This is a genomic window from Streptomyces sp. NWU339, assembly GCF_003143855.1.
GTDB lineage: Bacteria > Actinomycetota > Actinomycetes > Streptomycetales > Streptomycetaceae > Streptomyces.
Genome location: NZ_QFRK01000004.1, coordinates 81,592 through 107,318, shown reverse-complemented (window position 1 = coordinate 107,318; position 25,727 = coordinate 81,592). Strand labels below are relative to the sequence as shown.

The following is a 25,727-nucleotide window of genomic DNA, read 5'->3' as shown; positions in this document are numbered from 1 at the left end:
GGCCGGTTCGCCGGGGAGCTCAGCGGGCGAGCCAGGACGTGGTGTAGGAGTCGATCTCGGCGGCCAGCCGTGTCTTGACGGGCCGGTCCAGGAAGGACGCCTCCACCGCGTTCTTCGCCAGCTCGGCCAGGCCCCGTTCGTCGAGGTCCAGCAGCCGCGCGGCGATCAGGTACTCGTGGTTGAGGTCGGTGCCGAACATCGGCGGGTCGTCGGAGCTGACGGTCACCAGGACACCGGCCCGGACGAACTCCTTGATGGGGTGTTCGTCGAGGGTGCGGACCGCGCGGGTGGCGATGTTGGAGGTGGGGCACACCTCCAGCGCGATGCGCCGCTCGGCGAGATGCGCGAGCAGTTCGGGGTCCCGGGCGGCGCTGGTGCCGTGTCCGATCCGCTCGGCGCGCAGGTCGCGCAGGGCGTCCCACACCGTCTCCGGGCCGGTGGTCTCACCGGCGTGCGGCACCGAGTGCAGGCCCGCGGCGATGGCGCGGTCGAAGTACGGCTTGAACTTCGGCCTGGGCACCCCGATCTCGGGTCCGCCCAGGCCGAAGGAGACCAGGCCCTCCGGGCGCAGCCGGTCGTCGGTGGCGAGCCGCACCGTCTCCTCGGCTGACTCCAGGCCCGCCTCGCCGGGGATGTCGAAGCACCAGCGCAGTACCGTCCCGAACTCGGCCTCGACCGCCTTGCGGGCGTCCTCGATCGCGTCCATGAAGGCACGCGCGTCGATCCCGCGGCGGGTCGACGAGAACGGGGTGATGGTCAGCTCGGCGTACCGCACCTGCTGCCGGGCCAGTTCACGCCCCACCTCGAAGGTCAGCAGCCGGACGTCCTCGGGCGTGCGGATCAGGTCGACGACGGACAGGTACACGTCGATGAAGTGGGCGAAGTCCGTGAAGGTGAAGTAGTCGGCGAGCGCCTCGGGGTCGGTGGGGACCCTGGAGTCCGGGTGGCGGGCGGCCAGTTCCGAGACGATGCGGGGGGAGGCGGAGCCGACGTGGTGCACGTGCAGTTCGGCCTTGGGCAGTCCGGCGATGAAGGCACGCGGGTCATGGCCCGGTGCTCCGGCGGCCGTGACGAGGCGGTCGGTCATTGTTCCTCCCCCAAGCGGCGTCCTCGGCCGGTGTGCGGCGGGACGCGGGTGATCGGCTGATCGGTGGATCGGGGATCATCGTAGGACGGGTGCGCCCGGCGGGGCACCGGGGCCGTAACATGGCGGGACGTTCGACGGAGGGGGTCCAGCGCATGTCCGACGACGCGCAGGTGCCGGAGGCGCGGGGGAGTACGACGGGCGGTACACCGCCCCGGAGCCCGCACGACCATGACGATGTGTGGGCGGCGCCGGCCGACAGCGGGGCCGCTCGGGCGCAGCCGCCCCAGGCCCCGCCGCGGGACGTGGCGCCCCCGGTGACGCAGATCGATCTGGGCGGGCAGGTCGCACCCGGCCCGCCGGACTCCACCGGAGCCGTCGACCCTTGGGCGCTCCCGGAGTTCGACCCGCCGACCCCCGGCGCGGGTACGACCGGTGCGTCGGCCGTTCCCTCGGCCCCCGGCGCCCCCTCCGTGCACGATCAGCAGACGATGACGTCCTTCCCCGCGACGGACGACCCCGCCCCGTCGCCCGCCCAGCCCTGGGTCGGCCCCGCCACCCCGCAGGCACCGATACCGCCCGCCGGCCCCGGCGCGGCGGCTCCCAACCCCTTCGCGCCCCCGGTCGCCGACCCGCTCCCGCCACCGCCCGTCGCCCCCGGCGGCCCCGGCCGGGTTCCGTACGGCTACCCCGGCGGCCCGCAGAGCGGTTACGGCTACCCGGCCCCGCAGCCGCCCGGTTACGGCGGCGCACCCGGTTACGGCGGCGCGCCCGCCCCGGGCTACCACGGCTGGACCGGCATGGCGCCCATGCCGAGCAACGGCATGGGCGTCACCGGACTCGTGCTCGGCATCATCTCGGCCGTGCTCTTCTGCCTCTGGCCGCTGGCCATCGTGCTCGGCGTCATGGCCGTGATCTTCAGCGCGCTGGGCCGGGGCAAGGCGGCCCGCGGCGAGGCCACGAACCCGGGATACGCCCTGGCCGGCCTCATCTGCGGTGCGGTCGGCATCGTCCTCAGCGTCGGCTTCGGCGCGCTCGTCCTGCTCACGTCCACCTACTGACCCCGGACACCACCTCAGAGCCCCGGCCCGCCCCGGTTCTTCCGGAGGCGGGCACGGGCCCGCACCAGGGCGAAGCCCAGGAGGTTCGGGCCGCACCACTGCTCGGGGTCCGCCGCCCTTTCGTCGGTGGCCGCGAGTCCGATGCCCCACACCCGGTCCACCGGGCTCGCCTCGACCAGAATCCGGTCGCCCGTGCCCAGCAGGAAGGCGCGCAGGTCGGGGTGGGCCGCGAACTTGTGCACGCTGCCCTCGACGACGACGCGGAACCGCTCCCGCCGCCACATCTCCTCGTCGAAGCCCCGCACCAGCCGCCCCGCCTCCTTCGCCTGAGAGGGATGGCCCGCGGCCAGCACCCGCCGCTCCCCCTCCGGGTCCGCGAACAGCCGGGCCTTGGCCGCCATCATCCAGTGCTCGGCGGTCGCGTAGGTCACGCCGTCCACCGTGAACGGCGACGGCCACCACTGGCTCAGACAGCTCGCCCCGATCCGGCCGTCGGGCAGCGGCCGGTGCCCCCAGAAGTACAGGTACTTGACCCGCCGGCCAGCCCGCAGCGCCTCGACCAGAGTCTCCCTGGAACCGATGGTCCCCACCGTTTCGCTCATCGCCACCCCCGTGCACCCTTCCCTGCCCGCGCGAGTCTGGCACGCGCCACCGACACCCTGTCCCGCCTTTTCCGCCGCTCCTCGACACCCGGTCGACAGATTCCGTTGCGTAACCAAAAGGCAACAACGGAATCACTTGTTGGAGTCCCGTTGCTCTGTCAGGATCGGCACTCAAATCGAGCTGGAGCCACGCCGCCCCCTCGGGGAGACGGAGGAGAGCGACATGCACAACCCGGGCAACGCCACCCCGGAACGATTCCCGGCCCAGGACCGGTTCGCGGAGGGGGCGCAGTTCATCGCGGGACGTTCGACGAAGGGCACCTCGGGCCGTACACACACGGTCGTCGACCCCGCCACCGGGCAGGAGGTCCACACCTACGCACTCGCCGGCACCGACGACGTGGACGCGGCCGTCGCCGCGGCGCGCGAGGCGTTCCCGGCGTGGGCCGGCGCCACTCCCGGTGAGCGCTCCGACGTCCTGCACCGGTTCGCGGCCGTCGTCGCCGAGCGCGCCGAGGACTTCGCCCGTGCCGAGTCCCTGCAGTGCGGCAAGCCGCTCAAGCTGAGCCGTGAGTTCGACGTCCCGGGGACGATCGACAACATCGCCTTCTTCGCCGGCGCCGCCCGCCATCTCCAGGGCCAGTCCGCCGGCGAGTACTCCGGCGACCACACCTCCTACGTCCGCCGCGAGCCCATCGGCGTCGTCGGCTCGATCGCGCCCTGGAACTACCCCCTCCAGATGGCCGCGTGGAAGATCCTCCCGGCGATCGCCGCGGGCAACACCGTCGTTCTCAAGCCCGCCGAACTCACCCCGCTGACCTCCCTCCTGTTCGCGCGGGCCGCCACCGACGCGGGCATCCCGGACGGCGTGATCAACATCGTCACCGGCACCGGCAAGGAGGCGGGCGAACACCTCGTCGGCCATCCCGACGTCGCCATGACCTCCTTCACCGGCTCCACCGCCGTGGGCAAGCGGGTCGCCGAGATCGCCACCGCCACCGTCAAGCGCATCCACCTCGAACTCGGCGGCAAGGCCCCCTTCGTCGTCTTCGACGACGCCGACCTCGACGCCGCCGTCAACGGAGCGGTCGCGGGCGCGCTCATCAACACCGGCCAGGACTGCACGGCCGCCACCCGCGCGTACGTGCAACGGCCCCTCTACGAGGCGTTCGTCGAGCGCACGGCCGCCCTGATGGAGACCGTGCGGCTCGGCGACCCCTTCGCTCCCGGCACCGACCTCGGCCCGCTGATCTCGCACGCCCAGCGCGACCGCGTGGCCGGATTCGTCGACCGGGCACGTGCCTGTGCGCGGGTGGTGACCGGCGGTGAGGCTCCGGAGGGGGACCTGAAGCACGGCGCGTACTACCGCCCCACCCTGATCGCCGACGCGCCGCAGGACAGCGAGGTCGTGCAGTCCGAGATCTTCGGACCGGTGCTCGTCGTCCTGCCCTTCGACACCGACGACGAGGGCATCGCCCTGGCCAACGACACGCCGTACGGACTCGCCGCCTCCGCGTGGAGCCGCGACGTGTACCGGACGGGTCGTGCCACCCGCGAGATCAAGGCGGGCTGTGTGTGGATCAACGACCACATCCCGATCATCAGCGAGATGCCGCACGGCGGCTCCAAGGCGTCCGGCTTCGGCAAGGACATGTCCGCGTACTCGTTCGAGGAGTACACCCAGATCAAGCACGTCATGTTCGACAACACGGCGGTGGTCCGCAAGGACTGGCACCGCACGATCTTCGGGGACCGACAGCAGCCGGGCCGCCCGACCCACGGCCACTGACCCGAAAGGGCACCACGCGCATGGAGCAGTACGAGCCCGACCGCCTCTCCCCGGCCCAGACGGCCGCCGTGCGGCGCAGCTTCCGCAACGGCAGGGCAGCCCTGACCCGCCGTTCCCTGCTGCGCGCCTCCACCGGAGGCGCGCTCGCGGTCGGCGGTCTCGGAGCGCTGAGCGGGTGCGGCATCCCCCCGGCCGGCCGGACCCAGGGCGGCACCTCCGCCGAGGACCATTCGGCCGAGGAGAAGACCGTCAACTTCTCCAACTGGCCCGTCTACATCGATGTCGACGAGAGCGGCAAGCAACGTCCCACGCTCGACACGTTTACCCGGCAGACCGGCGTCAAGGTCAAGTACACCGAGGACGTCAACGACAACACCGAGTTCTTCGGCAAGATCAAACCGCAGCTCGCCGCCGGGCAGGACACCGGCCGAGACCTGATCGTCCTCACCGACTGGCTGGCCGCGCGGATGATCCGCCTGGGCTGGGTCCAGAAACTGGACCCGGCGAACCTGCCGCACGCCTTCGCCAACCTCTCCGGGCAGTTCCGCAGCCCGGACTGGGACCCGGGGCGCGCCTACTCCTACCCCTGGCAGGGTGTCTCGGCCGTCGTCGCCTACAACAAGAAGGCGCTCGACGGCATCGAGGTGAAGTCGGTCTCCGACCTGCTGGACAACCCCAAGCTCAAGGGCCGGGTCTCCTTCCTGTCCGAGATGCGCGACAGCATCGGCATGACCCTGCTCGACATGGGCAAGGACCCGGCCAAGGTCACCGACGACGACTACGACGCGGCGATCGACCGCCTGCAGAAGGCCGTCGAGAAGGGGCAGATCCGCCGCTTCACCGGCAACGACTACACGTCCGACCTGACCAAGGGGGACATCGCCGCCTGTGTCGCCTGGGGCGGTGACATCGTCCAGCTCCAGGCGGACAGCGACGACGTCGGGTACGTCATCCCGGACGCCGGTTTCGTGACGGCCACCGACAACCTGCTCATCCCCAACAAGGCCCGCCACAAGGCCAACGCCGAGCGGCTGATCGACTTCTACTACCAGCCGCCGCAGGCGGCCCGGCTCTCCGCCTACGTCGCCTTCGTGAGTCCCGTCGACGGTGCGCAGGAGGAACTCGCCAAGATCGACAAGTCGGCGGCGGAGAACCCGCTGATCATCCCGACCAAGGACGTAGCGGCCCGAACCCACTCCTTCCGCGCCCTGAGCGACAAGGAAGAGGCGGTCTACGAAGCGAAGTTCGCGAAGCTCACAGGGGCGTGACGACGATGAAGACGACGACACAGACCAACGGCGACGTCCGCCTGACGCAGATCGGCAAAACCTACGGGAACTTCACCGCCGTACACCCGCTGGACCTGACCGTGCCCCAGGGCTCCTTCTTCGCCCTGCTCGGCGCGTCCGGCTGCGGTAAGACCACCACCCTGCGGATGATCGCCGGCCTGGAGGAACCCACCGCAGGCACCGTCCACCTCGGCGACCAGGACGTCACCGCGCTCCCGCCGTACAAGCGGCCGGTGAACACCGTCTTCCAGTCCTATGCCCTCTTCCCGCACCTCGACATCTTCGAGAACGTCGCCTTCGGTCTGCGCCGGCGCGGCATCAAGAGCGTGAAGAAGCAGGTCGAGGAGATGCTGGAGCTGGTGCAGCTCGGCGAGCAGGCGCGCAAGAAGCCGCACCAGCTCTCCGGTGGTCAGCAGCAGCGCGTCGCGGTGGCCCGCGCCCTGATCAACCACCCCAGGGTGCTGCTGCTCGACGAGCCGCTCGGCGCCCTCGACCTCAAACTGCGCCGCCAGATGCAGCTGGAGCTCAAGCGCATCCAGACCGAGGTCGGCATCACCTTCGTGCACGTCACGCACGACCAGGAGGAGGCCATGACCATGGCCGACACGGTCGCCGTGATGAACGCCGGCCGGGTCGAGCAACTCGGCCCGCCCACCGACTTGTACGAGAACCCACGCACCACCTTCGTCGCCAACTTCCTGGGCACGTCCAACTTCATCGAGGCCGACGTCGACTCCAGGTCCGGCGACGACCTCGTGCTGAAAGCGGGCGGCGGCAAACTCGTCCTGCCCTCGGCGCGCAACAGCGGCCCCGCCACGACCGGCGGCAAGGTGCTGCTGGGGGTGCGCCCAGAGAAGATCTCCCTCGCCCACGCGGACGACGCCGGGCAGATACCCGAGGGCCGCAACCAAATCACCGGCCGGATCGCCGACTCCAGCTTCATCGGCGTCTCCACGCAGTTCGTCGTCGACAGCCCGGTCTGCACCGCGTTCGAGGTCTACGTCCAGAACATCGACCGCGACGACCGCCTGGTGCCCGGCGCGGAGGTCGTCCTGCACTGGAACCCGGCGCACACCTTTGGCCTGGACGCCGCGCAGGATGCGGACGCGGGCGTCGAGACCGTCGAGCCCGTCGAGGGTGAGGTCGCCTGATGGCCACGGCCACCGAGGCGCCGCCCCTGGCGCCCGCCCCGGAGACGAAGGAGAAGAGACCGCCGCGCAGGCGGGGCCGCTGGACGCCGTACCTGCTCCTGCTGCCCGGCCTGCTGTGGCTGGTCGTCTTCTTCGCGCTGCCGGTGATCTACCAGGCCTCCACCTCCGTCCAGACGGGGTCCTTGGAGGAGGGCTACCGGGTCACCTGGAACTTCGCCGTCTACTGGGACGCACTGTCCACGTACTGGCCGCAGTTCGTCCGCTCGGTGCTCTACGCGGCCTCCGCGACCGTGCTGTGCCTGCTGCTCGGCTATCCGCTGGCGTATCTGATCGCCTTCCGCGCGGGACGCTGGCGGAACCTGATCATGATCCTGGTGATCGCGCCGTTCTTCACCAGCTTCCTGATCCGCACCCTCGCCTGGAAGACGATCCTCGCCGACGGCGGCCCGGTGGTCGACGCCCTGAACACCCTGCACGTCCTGGACGTCACCGCCTGGCTCGGCTGGACGGCGGGCGACCGCGTGCTGGCCACGCCGCTCGCCGTCGTCTGCGGTCTGACGTACAACTTCCTGCCGTTCATGATCTTGCCGCTCTACACCTCGCTGGAGCGCATCGACCCGCGGCTGCACGAGGCGGCGAACGACCTGTACGCCAGGCCCTCGACCACCTTCCGCAGGGTCACCTTCCCGCTGTCGATGCCGGGCGTCGTCTCCGGCACGCTGCTGACCTTCATCCCGGCCACCGGCGACTACATCAACGCGGACCTGCTCGGCTCCACCGACACCCGCATGGTCGGCAACGTGATCCAGATGCAGTTCCTGCGCGTCCTCGACTACCCGACGGCCGCCGCGCTCTCGTTCATCCTGATGGCCGCGATCCTCATCATGGTCACGCTCTACATCCGTAGGTCCGGCACGGAGGATCTGGTGTAAATGACCTTCGTCAACTGGCTCAAGAGCCGTCTCGTCGTCATCGCGGGACTGCTGACGCTCGCGTACCTCCTGCTGCCGAACGTCGTCGTCACCGTGTTCTCCTTCAACAACCCGAAGGGCCGCTTCAACTACCAGTGGCAGGAGTTCTCCACGGACGCCTGGCGGGACCCGTGCGGGGTCTCCGGCCTGTGCGGGTCCCTGGCGCTCAGCCTCCAGATCGCCCTGTGGGCGACCCTCGGCGCCACCCTGCTCGGCACGCTGATCGCGTTCGCGCTGGTCCGCTACCGGTTCCGTGCCCGCGGCGCCGTGAACTCGCTGATCTTCCTGCCGATGGCGATGCCCGAGGTGGTGATGGCGGCGTCCCTGCTGACCCTGTTCCTCAACATGGGTGCCCAGCTGGGCTTCTGGACGATCCTGATCGCCCACGTCATGTTCTGCCTCAGCTTCGTCGTGGTCGCCGTCAAGGCCCGGGTGATGTCCATGGACCCGCGCCTCGAGCAGGCCGCCCAGGACCTGTACGCCGGCCCGCTCCAGACGTTCTGGCGGGTCACCCTGCCGATCGCCGCACCCGGCATCGCGGCGGGCGCGCTGCTAGCCTTCGCGCTCTCCTTCGACGACTTCATCATCACCAACTTCAACGCAGGCTCCACCGTCACCTTCCCGATGTTCGTCTGGGGCTCCGCCCAGCGCGGAACCCCCGTGCAGATCAATGTCATCGGTACGGCCATGTTCGTCGTCGCCGTGCTGCTGGTACTGGTCTCCATGGCCTTCACCCAGCACAGCAAGCGCCGCGACCGGCAGAAGGCGTAGGTCACCATGAGTCGTTGGACGGCATCCCTCGCCGAGGCCCGGCCCCTCGCGTACTGGCTGGACGACCCCGGCAGGCCGCGGCCCGAGCCCGCCCTCACCGGCGCAGAGACCTGCGACCTGCTGGTCGTGGGCGGCGGCTACAGCGGACTGTGGACGGCACTGATCGCCAAGGAGCGGGATCCCGGCCGGGACGTCGTCCTGGTCGAGGGGCGGGAGGTGGGCTGGGCCGCCTCGGGCCGCAACGGCGGATTCTGCGACGCCTCGCTCACCCACGGCCGGGCCAACGGCCTGGCCCGCTGGCCCGACGAGATCCACCGGCTGGAGCGGCTGGGCGCCCGCAACCTCGACGCCATCGAGGAGACGGTCGCCCGCCACGCCATCGACTGCGACTTCGAACGCACCGGTGAGATCGACGTCGCCACCGAGCCCCACCAGGAACGGGAACTGCGGGACTGGTACCAGGAGATGGAGCGCCGGGGGCTCTGTGAGGGGGTGGATTTCCTGGACGCCGACGCGGTCCGCGCCCAGGTCGACTCGCCCACCTTCCGGGCCGGCCTGTGGGACCGCCGGGGCGTGGCCATGCTCCATCCGGCGAAACTCGCCTGGGGGCTGAAACGGGCCTGCCTCGGCCTCGGCGTCCGCGTGTACGAGCACACCCCCGCCCTCGGCCTGCGCACGGACGGCGCCGGACTGGCCGTACGCACCCCCCACGGGCAGATCCGCGCCCGGACCGCGGCGCTCGGCACCAACGTCTTCCCCAGCCTGGTCCGACGGGCCCGCGCCTACACCGTCCCGGTCTACGACTACGCCCTGATGACCGAGCCGCTCACCGCCGACCGACTGGCGTCCGTCGGCTGGCGGAACCGGCAGGGGCTCGCGGACACCGCCAACCAGTTCCACTACTTCCGGCTGACCGCCGACAACCGCATCCTGTGGGGCGGCTACGACACGGTCTACCCGTACGGCGGCCGGGTGCGTGCCGAGTACGACGACCGACCTCGGACCCATGCGAAGCTCGCGGACCACTTCTTCACCTGCTTCCCGCAACTGGAGGGCGTCCGCTTCACCCACGCCTGGGGCGGCGCCATCGACACCTGCACCCGCTTCTCGGCCTTCTTCGGCACCGCCCACCGGGGCAAGGTCGCCTACGCGGCCGGCTACACGGGCCTGGGCGTCGGTGCCACCCGCTTCGGCGCCGAGGTGATGCTGGACCTGCTGGCGGGGGAGCGCACGGAACGGACCGAACTGGAGATGGTCCGCAAGAAGCCCCTGCCCTTCCCGCCCGAGCCGTTCGCCTGGACCGGCATCGCCCTCACCCAGTGGTCCCTGGCGCGGGCCGACACGCACGGCGGGCGCCGGAACCTGTGGCTGCGCACACTGGACCGGCTGGGGCTGGGCTTCGACAGCTGAGGCCCCTCAGCGGGAGCCGGGTCCGGCGTCGGGAACTCCGGCGGACCGCGGCCGGCTGTCCCCGCCGACCGGACGGCCGACCAGCAGTGACAGGCAGATCAGCAGGACCGCGCCCAGGCACCAGCCGGCCGCCACGTCCAGCGGCCAGTGGTAGCCCCGGCGCACCAGACCGAAGGAGACGGCGGCGACGAGGGCGGCACAGAGCAGCACGAGCGCGCGACGGACCGCCGCCGAGCGCAGCAGCGGAAGGAGGAGCAGGGCCGCCGCGCCGTACGCCACGACCGCGGTGACGGTGTGTCCGGAGGGGTAGTAGCCGACCGCCGGGGGCACGGCCGGGGTGCCGGGGCGGTCGGTCCACGCCTTCAGGGGCACGACGAGCACCGGCACCAGGACCATCGCCACGCCTCCGGCGGAGGGTGCCAGCCACCAGCGGTCCGTACCCGCGGCACGCCCGTGCCACGCGGCGTACCCCAGGGCGATCACCAGGGCGGGCACGGCCACCTCGACGTTGCCGAGGTCGGCGAGCACCTCGGAGGCCCGGTCCGGATGCACGAGGGCCCCGCTCAGCCGCTCGTCCAGGCCCACCAGGGGGCCGTCGACGACGATCTGCCAGGTGATCAGCGCGAAGAGGAGAACGGGCGGTCCGAGCAGCAGCATGGTGCACAGCTTCGCAGGCGGGGCCGGTACGGGCCGAAGGACGGTGTGTCGTGACAGGCCGAAGGGCCAGTGCAGGGGGGGTGAGCACTGGCCCTTCGTGGAACGGCCCGCCGTCCGTGAGGCGCGGGCGGCCGTCCGGACCGGAACGTCGCGCGCCCCGGGGGGTTTGGGGCGGGCGACCGTCCGATCGGTGAGGAGACCCGGAATCCGGAGGTTCCGGTTGTGTGCGCGAGGGCACGACCAGGTCGAAGCTGGGGAGGCCTCGGCCCGAACCGTTCACAGTCCCCTGTGAGCGGGTGTGTCTCTCATCTCGGTAGAACCTACGGCAGGGGGTGGGCCCGCGACAGGGCCAACGGGCACCTGCCATCCACCCCGCACACGTTCTTCACACGCTCTGCCGCCGGCCGCCCCGGTGGGGGGAATCCGGGGCGGCCCACCCGCTCCTGCGGCGGTCCGGATGTGCGCGAACGCCTGATCAGACGCGTGCGAACGCCTGCTCGATGATGTTCAGGCCCTCGTTCAGCAGGTCCTCGCCGATGACCAGCGGCGGCAGGAAGCGCAGCACGTTGCCGTAGGTGCCACAGGTCAGGACCAGCAGGCCCTCGGCGTGGCAGGCCTTGGCAAGGGCGGCGGTCGCCTCCGGGTTCGGCTCCTTGGTCGTACGGTCCTTGACCAGCTCGATGGCGATCATCGCGCCGCGGCCGCGGACGTCGCCGATGATGTCGAACTTCTCGGCCATGGCGGTGAGGCGGGCCTTCATGATCGCCTCGATGTTCTTCGCCTTGGCGTTGAGGTCCAGCTCCTTCATCGTCTCGATGGAGCCGAGCGCGCCCGCGCAGGCCACCGGGTTGCCGCCGTAGGTGCCGCCGAGGCCGCCCGAGTGCGCGGCGTCCATGATCTCGGCGCGGCCGGTGACGGCGGCCAGCGGGAGGCCGCCGGCGATGCCCTTCGCCGTGGTGATCAGGTCCGGGACGATGCCCTCGTCCTCGCAGGCGAACCACTGGCCGGTGCGGCAGAAGCCGGACTGGATCTCGTCCGCCACGAAAACGATGCCGTTGTCCTGGGCGAACTTGCTGATCGCGGGCAGGAAGCCCTTCGCCGGCTCGATGAAGCCGCCCTCGCCGAGCACCGGCTCGATGATGATCGCGGCCACGTTGTCCGCGCCGACCTGCTTGGAGATCTGGTCGATCGCCTGCGCGGCGGCCTCCGGACCCGCGTTCTCGGCGCCGGTCGGCCAGCGGTAGCCGTAGGCCACCGGGACGCGGTACACCTCGGGGGCGAACGGGCCGAAGCCGTGCTTGTACGGCATGTTCTTCGAGGTCAGTGCCATGGTGAGGTTGGTGCGGCCGTGGTAGCCGTGGTCGAAGACCACGACCGCCTGACGCTTGGTGTAGGCACGCGCGATCTTGACGGCGTTCTCGACGGCCTCAGCACCGCTGTTGAACAGCGCCGACTTCTTGGCGTGGTCGCCGGGCGTCAGCTCGGCGAGCGCCTCGGCCACGGCCACGTACCCCTCGTACGGCGTGACCATGAAGCACGTGTGCGTGAAGTCGGCGAGCTGGGCGGAGGCACGGCGGACGACGGCCTCGGCGGAGGCGCCGACGGAGGTCACCGCGATGCCCGAGCCGAAGTCGATCAGCCGGTTGCCGTCGACGTCCTCGATGATCCCGCCGTCCGCCCGTGCGGCGAACACGGGCAGCACCGAGCCCACGCCCTGCGCGACCGCGGCGGTACGACGGGCCTGCAGCTCCTGCGACTTCGGGCCGGGGATGGCGGTGACGACGCGGCGCTCCTGCGGAAGTGCGGTCATGCGGGGCTCCTGGGGGGTGCAACGGACATGTGGTTTCTTTTCTCGCAGGCTAGGACGGGGAGGAGGAGCTGGGCATGCTCCATGTGGGCGTTGTTCCGGGGGCCGGATTGTCCGTGGTGGACATAGCGGCGGCGCGGGACACGGCGGGGGCTCGGTGCGGCCGGCCCTCCACCGTGGCGCGACCCGACCGGGTGAACGGTGGACTCGTCCTGCCGGGGCGTTAGATTGACTCGCTGACGGTGAACGGCGCGGCTGGTCAGGGGGCAAGGGCGATGGACAGCGACGGGACGCAGGACGCTCGGAGCACGCATGCGAACCCCGTGCCACGCCCTGCGGGGCCACCGGAGGTGCCCTCGGTGCCCCCGAGGCCGGCCAGGGCGCCGGGCATGCCGCCACTGCCGGACGGGTCGGCGTTCCTGACCTGGCTGCGCACGCCCCGCCCGGAGGCGGCGCCCGGGGTGTGGCGGTTCGGACACCGGCCGCGCCCGGAGGAGGAACCGGAGCGGATCCCGGGGCGGCAGCTGCTGAGCGGGGCCCTGATCGCGTTCCTCGTGGGCTGGCTGATCTGGTCGCTGCTGTGGAACGGGTACCTCGGCGGCTGGTGGCTGCTGCCGCTCTACGCGATGATCCCCGACTCCTGGGCCGAACCCCACAGCTTCGGCGCCGTCGTGGTCGTCTACGCCTACTACCTGCTGATCGCGGGCGCCCTCATGATCGGCGTGGGGCGGCTCGGCCGCTGGGGCGAGGTCTGGCGCCGCTACGGACCGCCCGCATGGCGCCGCACACCCCCGGAGAGCGGGCGCCCACCCGCTCCCGAGGCCGACCCCGCCACCTGGCCCGCCCTGCGTGCCGCGGGCGCGGCGGACGCCGCGGAGCGGCTCGCCGCCGACGCGCGCGCGGGGCTGATGCGGGACGTCGACCACGCCCGCATCGCCCGCGCCTGGCAGGGCGTACGCACCGGCCGGCACCCCCTCGCCACCTTCACGAGCGCGGTACTCAACCACGGCGCCGCCGCCTGCCCGCACCCGTCCGGCGCGCGCGACCTGCCCGTCCGGCAGGCCCGGCACGACCTGGTCACCGGGCAGGTGCGGATCGGCACCGCCGCCGACGACGTCCGCAACCCGTACGCCTACCGGGGCGCCGGCCTCGCGCTCGGCCCCGAACTGCTCGGCACCTCCCTGCTCGCGGTCGGACCGGCCGGCTCCGGCAAGACCGGCGGTGTCGTCCGGCCGCTCGCCGAATCGCTGTGCCTGCACGCGCTCGCCGGACGGGCCGCCGTGGTCGTCGTCGGCGCCGCGGGAGCGGGAATCGGCCCGGCCGACGCGTACGACGTCGTGGTGCGGATCGGCAACCCCGACTCCGAGTACGACCTCGACCTGTACGGCGGGACCACCGACCCCGACGAGGCCGCCGCGGTACTCGCCGAGGCGCTGGCCGGTGACCTGGCCGACCCGCACCCCGGCAGCGACAGCCGGCGCGCCACCACCGTCCTCGCCCAGCTCCTCGGCCCCTTCCACGCGGTGCACGGCCGCTTCCCCTCCGTTCCGGAACTGCGCGGGCTGCTCGACGGCTCGCCCGGCCCGCTGGCCGCGCTGCGCCAGGGCCTGACGGAGACGGGGCAGGAGTCGCTGCTGCGCGAACTCGACGCCCGGGAACGGCAGATGGCACACCCGGGCGATGTGGGCGGGGTCCTCGCCGACCGGGTGGCACTGCTGGACCGGCCGGCCTTCGCCACGTTTTTCAAAAGCACGGCCGCCAAGAGCCCAGCCACCGCCGGACAGTCCCGGCCGTTCAGCCTCAAGGCGCTGGACCACCCGGTGCGGATCCGTGTCGACCTGCCCGAGCGGGGCCACGCCGACGCCTCGCGGGTGCTGGCGCGGCTGGTGCTGGCGCAGTTCACGGCGAGCGTGACGGTACGGGAGGACAGGTCCCTGTTCGCCTGCCTGGTGCTGGACGACGCGACCGGCGTGATCACCCCCGAGGCCGTGCGCGGCATCCAGCGGCTGCGGTCGGCCAACGCCGGGGCGGTGCTCACCCTGCGCACCCTGGACGACGTGGCGAGGCCGCTGCGCGGACCGCTGCTCGGGACCGTCGGGTGCAGGATGGCGCTGGCCGGGCTCACCCCGTGGGACGGGCAGGACTTCGCCGAGGTGTGGGGCAAGGAGTGGACCGAGGCCCGGGACGTCACCGACCGGCAGATCATCGCGGACAGCCCCGCGGGCAAGGCCTGGCACGCGGTGCGGCGGGCCATCACCGGCAAGGCGCCGACCGCGCGGGCCGTCACCGTGCGACAGGTCGAACGGGAGCGGTGGTCCGCGTCCGAACTGGCGCACGCGATGCCGGCGGGGCACGCGGTGCTCTCCCTGACCGACGTCAAGGGCGAGCACGCGCCACCGCTGCTGGTGAACCTGCGGGGCTGAGCCGGGGCTGCCCGGGGCAGCCCGGTCCTGCGGGCCAGGAGTGAGCGAGTCGGTGAGCGAACCGTCCCGGCATGCGGTGACGCCGTGACCGTACGGTGGGGCAGAATCGACATAGGTCGTTCATACGCGGCGGCCAAAAATCCACAACGCTCACCAGATGCCCTGATGCCCGTGTTATCTGCTTCCTCCGCGTCAACCGCCTCGTCAGCCCTCCCGGCCCCGACCACGCGCATGCCCGATCACCGAATATCGGCTCCTCCGATCGCCGGACCCGCCGATCTCCGCCGACCTGAAGGCCCCATGCCCCCGACGCTCGCTTCGCTCGTCCACCACTCCACGCTCAAGCTGACCGTGCGTGCGGGCGAGGACGGCCTCGATGTGCCGGTCCGCTGGGCGCATGCCAGTGAGCTGGCCGACCCCGTGCCCTACATGGAGGGCGGGGAACTGCTGCTGATCACCGCCCTGAAGCTGGACGCGGAGGATCCGGCGGCGATGCGCCGCTATGTGAAACGCCTGGTGGGGGCGGGTGTCGTCGGGCTCGGCTTCGCCGTCGGCGTCCACTACGAGGACATCCCCGAGGCGCTCGTGGACGCGGCGAGGAAGGAGGGGCTGCCGCTGCTGGAGGTGCCGCGCCGCACCCCCTTCCTCGCGATCAGCAAGGCCGTCTCCGCCGCCATCGCCGCCGACCAGTACCGCGCGGTGACCGCGGGGTTCGCGGCCCAGCGGGAGCTGACCAAGCAGGGGCTGGCCGGCGGACCCGAGGGGCTGCTGACCGCGCTCGCCTCCCAGGTCGAGGGATGGACCGCGCTGTACGACGCCTCGGGCGCCGTGGTCGCCGCGGCACCGGAGTGGGCGGGCAGGCGCGCGGCACGGCTCACGGAAGACGTGCGGCGGCTGCGGGAGCGACCCGCGCCCGCCTCGTCGGTGGTGGCCGGGCCGGAGAACCCGGAGATCGACGACCGGGTCGAACTGCACTCCCTCGGCACCGGCCGGCGCCCCCGGGCCGCGCTCGCCGTGGGCACGGCCGCCGCGCTCGGCACCGCCCAGCGGTACGCCGTCCACTCCGCCGTCGCGCTGCTCACCCTGACCACGGAACGCTCCGGCTCCCTGCGCGCGGCCGAACAGCGGATCGGCGCCGCCGTACTGCGCATGCTGCTCGCCGGGGAGCCCGACCACGCCCGCGCGGTGGCCGGAGACCTGTACGGGGGCCTCCTGGACGCGCCTTTCCGGATCATCGTGGCCGAGACGGGAGCGGCACCCGCCGCCCGTGCCCAGGGCGACCCGAACGGCGACGCCCTCGGTGCCCTGGCGGAGGCCGTGGAATCGGCCGCCGCCCGCTCCGGCGAGGCGGTCCTGGTGGTGCCGGAGCGGGAGCGGCTGGTGGTGCTGGCCGCCGACGGCGGCGCGGCGGTGGCCGCGTGCTGCGATCACGCGGCCGGCCTGGAAGCGGTACGGAGCGGTGGGGGAGCCCACGAGCCCCTGGTCGGCGCCGACGAGGACGAGTTGGTCGTGGGCCTGTCCGCGCCGGCCGGCCCCATCGCCGCGTCCGCCGCCTACAAGCAGGCCGGGCAGGCACTGTCGGTGGCGCGGCGTCGGGGGCGGGTGCTGGTGGAGCACGAGCAGATGGCCGCCGGGTCCGTGGTGCCGCTGCTCGCCGACGACGCGGTCCGGGCGTTCGCCGACGGGCTGTTGCGGCCCCTCTACGAACACGACGCGACCGGACGCGGCGACCTCGTCGCCTCGGTGCGTGCCTGGCTCTCCCGGCACGGGCAGTGGGACGCCGCGGCGGCCGACCTCGGCGTGCACCGCCACACCCTGCGTTACCGCATGCGCCGCGTCGAGGAGATCCTCGGCCGCTCCCTGGACGACCCGGACGTACGCATGGAACTGTGGCTGGCCCTGAAGGCGACCTCGCCCGACTGACGGCTGACGGCTGAGGACTGACGACCGACGACGGGCCGGGAGGCAGGGCCGGTGCCGGGTGCGGCGGGCATGCCGAGGACCGATCTGCCAAAGCGGCGCGCGTCGGCGGCCGACTGCTACGACTCGGACAAACGACCCGCTGTCACCCCGGCCCTACCGTGGATCCAGCAAGCCAAGCAACCACCCCCAACGCGGAAGGGCCGGGACTCGCCATGCCAAAGGAAGAATCGGCAGCCACCCACGCCTTCTGGCTCGCCGGCCGTCAGGCCACCGGCGAGGCTGCCTTCGACGTCACCTCTCCGTGGGACGGCCGGGTCGTCGGCACCGTGAGCGTGCCGTCCGACGCCCAGGTCGAGGAGGCCGTGGCCGCCGCGTACGCCGTACGGGACGAGTTCGCCGCCACCCCCGCCCACGTCCGCGCCGCCGCCCTCGACCACGTCGGTCGGCGGCTCGTGGAGCGCACCGAGGAGATCGCCCGGCTGATCTCCGCCGAGAACGGCAAGCCGATCAAGTGGGCGCGCGGCGAGGTCGGCCGGGCCGTGTCCGTGTTCCGGTTCGCCGCGGAGGAGGCCCGCCGGTTCAACGGCGGCGAGGCCCAGCGGCTCGACACCGACGCCGGCGGCCAGGGGCGGCTCGCCCTCACCCGGCGGTTCCCCAAGGGCGTCGTGCTGGGCATCGCACCGTTCAACTTCCCGCTGAACCTGTGTGCCCACAAGATCGCCCCGGCCGTCGCCGCCGGTACCCCCATCGTCCTCAAGCCCGCCCCGGCGACCCCGCTGTCCGGACTGCTCATCGGTGAGCTGCTCGCCGAGACCGAGCTGCCGGCCGGTTCCTGGAGCATCCTCCCGGTCCCCAACGACCGTATGCCCGCCCTCGTCCAGGACGAGCGGCTGCCGGTGATCTCCTTCACCGGTTCCGAGCAGGTCGGCTACGCGATCATGGACTCGGTGCCGCGCAAGCACTGCACCCTGGAGCTCGGCGGCAACGGCGCGGCCGTCGTCCTCGCCGACTGGGCGAGCGACGAGGACCTGGACCGGGCGGCGAGCCGCATCGCGACCTTCTCCAACTACCAGGGCGGCCAGTCCTGCATCTCCGTGCAGCGGGTCATCGCGGACGCCTCCGTCTACGACCGGCTGCTGCCGCGCATCGTCGCCGCCGTGGAGGCCCAGGTCACCGGCGACCCGGCCGACGACGCCACCGACGTCGGCCCGCTGGTCAGCCAGGCCGCCGCCGAGCGCGTCGAGGCGTGGGTGCAGGAGGCCGTCGACGCCGGTGCCACCCTGCTCACCGGGGGCAAGCGCGACGGCGCCTCCTACGCGCCGACCGTGCTCACCGACGTCCCGGCCGATGTGACGATCTCCTGCGAGGAGGTCTTCGGGCCCGTCCTGACCGTGCAGAAGGTGGACGGCGAGGCCGCGGCCTTCGCCGCCGTCAACGACTCCAAGTACGGCCTCCAGGCAGGGGTGTTCACCCACGACCTGCAGGCCGCCTTCCGGGCCCACCGCGCCCTGGAGGTCGGCGGCGTGGTCGTCGGCGACGTGCCCTCCTACCGTGCCGACCAGATGCCGTACGGCGGTGCGAAGCAGTCCGGTGTGGGCCGCGAGGGCGTGAAGTTCGCGATGGACGACTACACCTACGAGCGGGTGCTGGTGCTGACCGGCCTCGCCCTGTGAGGCGGACCGGCCCCAGGTTCTCGACAACCGTTCCCGGCTGACTCCGCGGGGACGCGCGCCCGTCGTCCGAAGGGGCCCGGCACCGATGTCCTCCGGCGCCGGGCCCCTCTTCGCGTCGGCCGCCCCCGGACCCTCAACCGGAGAGGAAGCCGACCCGCGCGAGCCGCAGCGGGCCGCGCAGTCCCAGGCGCAGGTCCTGTACGCCGTGCACGCCGTCGACGGCGATGGACGCGCCGAGCGTGACGTAGTCGTACGGGCCGGACGTAGGTGTCCGCGGGGACAGCGTGGCGAGCACCGGGCCGCCGTCGAGGGACAGTTCGGCGGTGCCCCCGCCGGACACCTCGACGGTCACCTCCGTCACTCCGCTCCCGAAGTCGCAGCGGCGGAAGAGCAGCTCGCCCGACTGCCCGGCCACCGGTGTCACCGCGTCGCCCGACTCCCTGGTCCGGTCGACGATCTCGGTGCCGCTCTGCTCGTCGAAGTCCGCCGCGTCCAGGCCGCGTTCGAGGACCGCGCGGGGGACGCCGGGTTCGCCGTCGAGGGTGAGGGCGGTCCGCTGCCGGACGTCCTCGCTGGAGGCACCGGCCAGCAGCTCGTACCGGCCCGGTTCCACCCGCCACCGGCCCACCGCGACGTCCCAGAACGCGAAGGCGGACAGGGGGACTTCGAAGGTGGCCTCGGCCGTCTCGCCGGGTGCGAGGGTCAGCCTCCGGTGGGCCACCAGCTCGCGGCGCGGACGCGGCACCGACGGGTCCACGGCCCGCGTGTAGAGCTGGGCCACTTCGTCGGCCGGAACCGCACCGGTGTTGGTGACCGTGAAGGAGACGCGCACCGCCTCCGGCCCGACGCGGGCCGTCAGCTCGCCGTAGGCGAAGGTCGCGTAGGAGAGGCCGTGGCCGAAGGGGAACAACGGCGTGCCCTCGAAGTACAGATAGGTCTGGCGGGAGCCGATCACGTCGTAGTCGAGGAGGCCGGGCAGATCGGTGTCGTCGGCGTACCAGGTCTGCGGCAGCCGGCCGGCGGGGGAGACGTCACCGGCGAGCACGCGGGCCAGCGCGGTGCCCGCGGCCTGACCGCCGTGCGCGGTCCAGAGCACCGCCGGCAGGTCCGTCGGATCGACCGCGTAGGGGTAGGCGGAGACCAGCGCCAGCACCGTGTTCTCGTTGGCGGCGCGGGCCGCGCGCAGCAGCAGCTCCTGCTGGGCGGGCAGCCGGAGCGTCGTACGGTCCTCGGTCTCCCGGCCGTTGATGTGCGGATCGTTGCCGGCGACCACCACGACCGCGCCGGCCCGTGCCGCGGCCCGCGCCACCGTCTCCTCGCCGTGCTCGGTGACGATCACCCCGAAGACCTCGGGGCCCGGCTCGTCGGCCGCGTCCTGTGCGGCAACCTTCACGCCGTCGGCGGCGACCAGTACATGGCGTCCTGTTCCCATGTGCCGAAGGAGGTGACCGTCACCGTGCGGTTCCAGCCGGAACGTCTCCCGCACGATCCAGCCGCCCGGCTGGTCGGCGGAGGCGCGGAGGTAGCCGTCCTCGGCGACCGAGAGGTACCGGCCGTCGGGGGCACGCAGGGTCAGCAGGCCTCCGCCCCAGTCGGCCAGGGCGAGTTCGGTGCCGTCCGGGCCGGCGGTGAGCGGGGCCAGGTCGGTGCGGCCCGCGAGCAGCGCCGGGTCCAGCGCGCCCTCGGTGCCGGGCGCCGCGTCGGGGGTGTCGGGTGCCGGCGGGACGTGCAGGAGCGTGCCGGCGGAGGTCCGCAGCAGTACCCGGTCCACGCCCTCCGCGAACTCCACCTGCTCGGCGCCGAACCGCTCGTAGAGCCCCTCCAGCGGAGTGGAGCGGTGGATGAGGGTGCCGCTGTACCAGTCGAGCTTGCACTCGTCCGCGAGCAGGCCGACGACGGCGACACGGGTGCCCGCCGGAGCCAGCGGCAGCAGGCCGTCGTTCTTGAGCAGGACGACCGCCTGCTCGGCGGCCTCCTGCGCGAGGGCCCGGTGCTCCGGGGTGTCGAAGGTGTGCTCCTCGGCGGGCGGGTCCTGGTCGAACTCGCCGAGCCGCAGGCGCACCGAGAGCTGCCGGAGAACGGCGGTGTCGATGTCGGCTTCCGTCAACAGCCCTTTCCGCAAGGCCGATTCGAGGCGCCCCACGATGACCGAGCTGTCCGTGCCGTGGTCGGTGAAACTGTCCACGCCGGCCCGCAGCGAGGCCGCGACGGCCTCCTCGTGGGTGTCGAAGTAGTGCTCGGAGTCCACCAGGTTGGAGGGAGCGCCGGCGTCGGAGCAGACCAGCAGTTCCTGGTCGGTCCAGCTGCGCAACTGCTCGCGCAGATACGGCGAGACGTGGTTCGGGCGGCCGTTGACCAGGTTGTAGGCCGGCATCACCCCGGCCACCGCGCCCGCCCCGACGGTGTCGCGGAAGGCGCGCAGGTCGTACTCGTGCAGCACGCGCGGGCGGACCGAGCTGGAGGTGGTGTCCCGGTCCGTCTCGTTGTTGTGCGCGAGCCAGTGCTTGAGCACCGGGGCCGTGCGCCAGTACACCGGATGGTCGCCGCGCAGGCCGCGGGTGTAGGCGGTGGCGATCGCCGAGGTGAGCCGGGGGTCCTCCGAGTAGCCCTCCTCGTTGCGGCCCCACAGGGGGTGGCGCAGCAGGTTGACGGTCGGGGCCCAGACGTTGAGGCCGACCCGCTCGTCCCGGGCGCGCATCGCGCGGGCCTCCCGGGACACCGCCTCGCCCACCCGGCGCACCAGCCCGGGGTTCCAGGTCGCCCCCATCCCGACCGCCTGCGGGAACACCGTCGCCGGGCCCATCCAGGCGACGCCGTGCAACGCCTCCTGGCCGGTGCGGAAGGCGGCGATGCCGAGGCGCTCGACAGCGGGTGCGAACTGGTGCAGGGCTTTGATCCTCTCGTCGAGGGTGAGCCGCGACAACAGGTCGTCGACGCGCTTCGCGAGCGGCAGAAGCGGATCGCGGAACGGCGGGGTGGGCGGCGTGTGTGCGGTCACGTGGAAGTCCCCTTGCGGTGGAGCGGCGAGGCACTTTCGAAGCGCTTCGATGCTGATTCCGGGCAGGGGCGGGTGTCAAGGACGCGGGAGCGCCGGATCGGGCGTCCCGCGGTGCATCCCGGGCATTCCACGGCGAGCTCCCATGAGTTGCGGCCCGTCGGGTCGGTGCCATGCCTCCGAGGAATCTTGGAAGCGACTCTTGTGCACCCTTGGTCGTTCACTTAACCTCGCACCAACATCGAAGCGCTTCGATTACGGGGCCACCTCCCCGGCACGTTTCCTCCGAACGACCGCTTCGGCTCAGCCAGTTCCAGTGAAGACACCGCAGCCGACGGCCACCGCCGGATGTCCTGGTGCGCCATGAAGGGTTGACGCAATGACGCCGAACGCCGCCTCCACATCCTCCGCCGGGCCCAGCCGGAGAAGCTTCCTCGCCTCCACGGCGGTCGCCACCGCGGCGGTGGCGGGGGGAATGCCGCTGCTCGCCGCGTGCGGTGGTTCGGACGGAGGCTCGCGGGAGGGCACCACGTCGGGCAAGGACGCCAGGAAGCTGCTGCCGGCATACGTGGCGAGCGACGTGGTCACCCCCGACATCCCCAGCAGGAACGGTTCCGCGGTCGGCTTCACCGCCAAGCTCGACCTCGCCGGTCTGAAGACCTCGGTGCCCGAGAAGCTCGGCAAGGGGGGCGAGGTCACCGTCATGTCGCCGTTCTGGGGCTCACCGCCCAAGGACGGCAACGCCTACTACAAGGCGATGAACGACCTCATCGGCGTCGACGTGGTCTGGCAGAACCAGGACGGCAACACCTACGACCAGAAGCTCGGCGCGGTCCTCGCCTCCAGCGACGTGCCCGACGTGGTGGTCGTGCCCGGCTGGAACATGACGGGCAAGATCCCCAGCGCCGTCATCGGCAAGTTCGCCGACCTCGGCCCGTACCTCTCCGGCGACGCGGTCAAGGACTACCCGAACCTCGCGGCGATCCCCACCGACGCCTGGCAGCGGTCCATCTTCGGCGGCGAGCTGCGTGGCCTGCCCATGCCGTCCTCGTACGTCACCGGCATCGTGCCGCTCTACCGCCAGGACATCTTCGAGAAGGAGGGGTACGAAGTGCCCCGCTCCTGCGACGAGTTCATGGCGCTGGCCAAGGACGCCACGAATGCCAGGGCCAAGCGCTGGGCCTGCCTGGACATGAAGTGGACCGCCTTCAACGCCTTCGGGGTGCTCTCCGGAGAGGAGAAGTCGCTCGGCTGGAACCAGGTCGACGGCAAGCTGCTCTACCGCATAGAGACCGACGAGTACCTCGAAGCCCTGGAGTGGACGCGCAAGCTGTTCGCGGCCGGCGTCGTGCACCCCGATGCCGAACTGGGCAAGAGCAACGCGACCGACCCCGGACCCAAGTTCGCCGCCGGCGAGTTCCTGATCTACAACCAGGACTCCTCGCAGTGGTGGAGCCGCACCGCTGAACAGGCCAATCAGAACCCGGAGTTCAAGATCTGGGGGATGGACGTGTTCGGCCACGACGGCGGCGACCCCACCCTGTGGGCCAAGAACCCGGCCGGCATCTTCGCCTTCGTCAACAAGAAGGCGTCGAAGGCGGTGATCCGTGACGTGCTGGCCGTCGCCAACGTCACCGCCGCGCCGTACGGCACCAAGGAGTACATGCTCACCAACTACGGCGTGGAGGGCACCCACTACGCCGTCAAGGACGGCGTGCCCGCCAAGACCGACCAGGGCAACATCGACGTGATGAACGCCTACGTGATGATCGCGAGCCCCGCCGCGACCATCGCCCACCCCGACTTCCCCGAGGTCGCCAAGGGCCAGGTCGAGTGGCAGCAGCGGATGGGCGCGTTCACCAGGAAGTCGGCCTTCTACGGCATGCAGATCACCGAACCCTCCCGCTGGACCAACCTCTCCAACGACTTCGAGCAGTTGGAGGACGACATCATCCGGGGCCGCAAGAAGATCGGGGACATGCAGCAGGCCGTCTCCGACTGGAGGAGCAAGGGCGGGGACAGGCTGCGCGACTGGTACCGGAAGATCCTCGACGAGAACGGCCCGGCGGCCGGCTGACCCCGTACCGAGGCAAGGAGAACCGCCGTGTCGCACAGCACGGTGCCTCGGAGCGAAGCCGAGGCCACCACGCCGGTCCCGGAACCGGTGACCTCCGGTGGAGCCGGCACCGCCCGCCCCCGGAAAGCACCGCGCCGGGGAAGGCCGAGCCTGCGGCTCAGATACCGGCGCGACCGCGTCCTGCTGCTGATGGCCCTGCCGGCCGTGGCGCTGGTCCTGGTCTTCAACTACCTGCCGATCCTCGGCAACGTCGTCGCCTTCCAGGAGTACGACCCCTACATCAGCGACAACGGCGTCGTCTCGATGCTGAACAGCCCGTTCGTGGGACTGGAGAACTTCCGGCGGATCGTCGAGGACCCGGCGTTCTGGAACGCCTTGAAGAACACCCTGGTGATCTTCTTCCTCCAGCTCGTGCTGTACTTCCCGATCCCGATCCTGCTCGCGCTGCTCATCAACAGTGTGATCAGACCCCGCGTGCGGGCCGTCGCCCAGGCCATCCTGTACCTGCCGCACTTCTTCTCCTGGGTCCTGGTCATCGCCGTCTTCCAGCAGCTGTTCGGCGGCGCGGGGATCTTCTCGCAACTGCTGCGCCAGAACGGTCACGACGGCCTGGAGGTCATGACCAACCCCGACACCTTCGTGTTCCTGATCACCGCGCAGAGCGTGTGGAAGGACGCCGGGTGGGGAATCATCGTCTTCCTCGCCGCCCTGGCCTCGGTGAGCCCCGACCTGTACGAGGCCGCCGCCATGGACGGCGCCAACCGCCGGCGCCGGATGTGGCACGTCACCCTGCCCGCGCTGCGGCCCGTGATCGCCCTGCTGCTGGTGCTGCGGGTGGGCGACGCGCTCACCGTCGGCTTCGAGCAGATCCTGTTGCAACGCGACGCCGTCGGTCCCGGGGCGGCGGAGGTGCTCGACACCTTCGTGTGGTGGAACGGCGTGCGCAACCAGGACTTCGGCTACGCGGCGGCCGTCGGCCTCATCAAGGGCGTGGTCAGCCTCGGCCTCGTCCTCGCCGCGAACAAGGTGGCCCGTCTCATGGGCGAGCAGGGGGTGTACAAGAAGTGACCGCCGTGATCGACGAACCCGCGCGCCGGCCCGGACGCCGGTCCGCCCCGCTCCGCCCGGTGTGGGAGGAGGAGCCCGGCAGGGCGGGGCTCGCGGGCAAGGGGATCGTCCTGGTCCTCGCCTGCCTGGCGATCGTCTTCCCGCTGTGGATCGTGATCGTCACCAGCCTGTCCACCCGCAGGACCATCGACGAGGCGGGCGGCCTGGTGATGGTGCCCCAGGACATCACCTTCATCGCCTACCAGGAACTGCTCAGCGGCGGCCAGGTCACCCGGGCCGCGCTCGTCAGCGTCGGAGTCACCCTGGTCGGCACCCTGTTCTCGATGACCGTGTCCGTGCTGTGTGCCTACGGTCTGTCGCGCACCGATTCGCTGGGCCACCGCTGGATCCTCATGACGCTGCTGGCGACCATGTTCTTCAGCGCCGGCCTCATTCCGACGTATCTGCTGGTGCAGACCCTCGGGCTGACCGACAGCTACCTGGCGCTGATCCTGCCCAGTGCCGTGAGCGTCTTCAACATCCTCGTGCTGCGCGGCTTCTTCATGAACATCTCGCAGGAGCTCGTCGACAGCGCCCGCATCGACGGGGCGGGCGACTTCCGCATCCTGTGGCAGATCGTCATGCCGCTGTCCCGCGCGGTGATCGCCGTGATCACGCTCTTCTACGCCGTCGGCTATTGGAGTGCCTGGTTCAACGCCTCGCTGTACCTCAACGACCAGACCATGCTGCCGCTGCAGAACGTCATGATCCAGCTCGTCCAGAAGCAGGAGGCGCCCGTCGGCCTCGGCCAGGCCATCAAGACGGGGGAACTGTCGGGCCTGGCCGTGCAGATGGCCGTGATGGTGATCGCCCTGCTGCCCGTCGCCGTGCTGTCCCCCTTCGTCCAGAAGCACTTCAAGAAGGGCATGCTCACCGGCGCCGTGAAGGGCTGACGGGCCGGGGACCGTGTGCTCTCCGGTCACCCCTCATCCCTTCG

18 protein-coding genes are annotated in these 25,727 nt (G+C 71.6%); 13 read left to right on the top strand and 5 right to left on the bottom strand.

Going from position 1 to position 25,727, the window contains the following annotated elements; all coding sequences use genetic code 11:
* Window positions 1–19: 19 nt before the first annotated feature.
* Window positions 20–1,087: an adenosine deaminase gene (locus DIZ27_RS06965; protein ID WP_109377429.1), complete on the bottom strand. Its 1,068-nt coding sequence runs from the start codon at window positions 1,085–1,087 to the stop codon at window positions 20–22.
* 152 nt (window positions 1,088–1,239) lie between these two features.
* Between DIZ27_RS06965 and DIZ27_RS46885 the strand changes: the two genes are divergently transcribed.
* Window positions 1,240–2,145 carry a DUF4190 domain-containing protein gene (locus DIZ27_RS46885; protein WP_258308300.1) on the top strand — a complete coding sequence of 302 codons (906 nt, stop codon included), beginning with the start codon at window positions 1,240–1,242 and terminating at the stop codon, window positions 2,143–2,145.
* 14 nt (window positions 2,146–2,159) lie between these two features.
* On the opposite strand, the gene DIZ27_RS06955 is transcribed toward DIZ27_RS46885, so the two are convergent.
* Window positions 2,160–2,747 (bottom strand): NADAR family protein, encoded by a 588-nt coding sequence (locus tag DIZ27_RS06955; RefSeq protein ID WP_109377625.1) that lies wholly within the window; start codon window positions 2,745–2,747, stop codon window positions 2,160–2,162.
* Between the two features lie 223 nt (window positions 2,748–2,970).
* Here DIZ27_RS06955 and DIZ27_RS06950 point away from each other — a divergent pair, with 223 nt between their 5' ends.
* Genes DIZ27_RS06950 through DIZ27_RS06925 form a run of 6 tightly spaced genes read left to right on the top strand, consistent with a single transcriptional unit; the run spans window position 2,971 to window position 10,128 of the window.
* A complete protein-coding gene (locus tag DIZ27_RS06950) occupies window positions 2,971–4,536 on the top strand; it encodes a gamma-aminobutyraldehyde dehydrogenase (RefSeq protein ID WP_109377428.1) in 1,566 nt (521 codons plus the stop codon).
* A 20-nt stretch (window positions 4,537–4,556) separates the two neighbouring features.
* A complete protein-coding gene (locus DIZ27_RS06945; RefSeq protein ID WP_109377427.1) occupies window positions 4,557–5,804 on the top strand; it encodes a spermidine/putrescine ABC transporter substrate-binding protein in 1,248 nt (415 codons plus the stop codon).
* A gap of 5 nt (window positions 5,805–5,809) precedes the next feature.
* The gene (locus tag DIZ27_RS06940; protein WP_181383411.1) at window positions 5,810–6,976 is read left to right on the top strand and encodes an ABC transporter ATP-binding protein; all 1,167 of its coding nucleotides are present in this window, start codon (window positions 5,810–5,812) and stop codon (window positions 6,974–6,976) included.
* Window positions 6,976–7,908 (top strand): ABC transporter permease, encoded by a 933-nt coding sequence (locus DIZ27_RS06935; RefSeq protein ID WP_109377425.1) that lies wholly within the window; start codon window positions 6,976–6,978, stop codon window positions 7,906–7,908. The genes DIZ27_RS06940 and DIZ27_RS06935 overlap by 1 nt, the downstream gene beginning before the upstream one ends.
* Window positions 7,909–8,718 (top strand): ABC transporter permease, encoded by an 810-nt coding sequence (locus tag DIZ27_RS06930; protein ID WP_109377424.1) that lies wholly within the window; start codon window positions 7,909–7,911, stop codon window positions 8,716–8,718.
* Window positions 8,719–8,724: 6 nt separating this feature from the next.
* Window positions 8,725–10,128, top strand: a complete 1,404-nt coding sequence (locus DIZ27_RS06925; protein WP_109377423.1) for an FAD-binding oxidoreductase — start codon at window positions 8,725–8,727, stop codon at window positions 10,126–10,128.
* A gap of 6 nt (window positions 10,129–10,134) precedes the next feature.
* Here the strand turns inward: DIZ27_RS06925 and DIZ27_RS06920 are convergent, their stop codons facing one another.
* Both DIZ27_RS06920 and gabT read right to left on the bottom strand, forming a co-directional pair.
* Window positions 10,135–10,785, bottom strand: coding sequence for a phosphatase PAP2 family protein (locus DIZ27_RS06920; protein ID WP_109377624.1), 651 nt, complete (start codon window positions 10,783–10,785; stop codon window positions 10,135–10,137).
* 475 nt (window positions 10,786–11,260) lie between these two features.
* Window positions 11,261–12,595, bottom strand: coding sequence for a 4-aminobutyrate--2-oxoglutarate transaminase (gene gabT, locus DIZ27_RS06910; protein ID WP_109377422.1), 1,335 nt, complete (start codon window positions 12,593–12,595; stop codon window positions 11,261–11,263).
* Between the two features lie 272 nt (window positions 12,596–12,867).
* Between gabT and DIZ27_RS06905 the strand changes: the two genes are divergently transcribed.
* The 3 genes from DIZ27_RS06905 (at window position 12,868) to DIZ27_RS06895 (ending at window position 18,611) form a co-directional block, all read left to right on the top strand.
* Window positions 12,868–15,015 (top strand): ATP-binding protein, encoded by a 2,148-nt coding sequence (locus DIZ27_RS06905; RefSeq protein WP_109377421.1) that lies wholly within the window; start codon window positions 12,868–12,870, stop codon window positions 15,013–15,015.
* A gap of 300 nt (window positions 15,016–15,315) precedes the next feature.
* Complete coding sequence (locus DIZ27_RS06900; protein WP_109377420.1) at window positions 15,316–16,938, top strand: PucR family transcriptional regulator; 1,623 nt, start codon at window positions 15,316–15,318, stop codon at window positions 16,936–16,938.
* Between the two features lie 212 nt (window positions 16,939–17,150).
* Window positions 17,151–18,611: an aldehyde dehydrogenase family protein gene (locus DIZ27_RS06895; protein ID WP_109377419.1), complete on the top strand. Its 1,461-nt coding sequence runs from the start codon at window positions 17,151–17,153 to the stop codon at window positions 18,609–18,611.
* A 133-nt stretch (window positions 18,612–18,744) separates the two neighbouring features.
* Here DIZ27_RS06895 and DIZ27_RS06890 read toward each other — a convergent pair whose 3' ends face one another.
* Complete coding sequence (locus DIZ27_RS06890) at window positions 18,745–21,609, bottom strand: glycoside hydrolase family 3 C-terminal domain-containing protein (protein WP_109377418.1); 2,865 nt, start codon at window positions 21,607–21,609, stop codon at window positions 18,745–18,747.
* Between the two features lie 376 nt (window positions 21,610–21,985).
* Here DIZ27_RS06890 and DIZ27_RS06885 point away from each other — a divergent pair, with 376 nt between their 5' ends.
* Genes DIZ27_RS06885 through DIZ27_RS06875 form a run of 3 tightly spaced genes read left to right on the top strand, consistent with a single transcriptional unit; the run spans window position 21,986 to window position 25,683 of the window.
* A complete protein-coding gene (locus tag DIZ27_RS06885; RefSeq protein ID WP_109377417.1) occupies window positions 21,986–23,683 on the top strand; it encodes an extracellular solute-binding protein in 1,698 nt (565 codons plus the stop codon).
* Window positions 23,684–23,710: 27 nt separating this feature from the next.
* On the top strand, window positions 23,711–24,751 hold the full coding sequence (locus tag DIZ27_RS06880) for a sugar ABC transporter permease (protein WP_109377416.1): 1,041 nt from the start codon (window positions 23,711–23,713) through the stop codon (window positions 24,749–24,751).
* Entirely contained in the window at window positions 24,748–25,683 is a 936-nt protein-coding gene (locus tag DIZ27_RS06875) for a carbohydrate ABC transporter permease (RefSeq protein WP_109377415.1), read from the top strand. Before DIZ27_RS06880 ends, DIZ27_RS06875 begins: the two co-directional genes overlap by 4 nt.
* The last annotated feature ends 44 nt before the right edge of the window (window positions 25,684–25,727 follow it).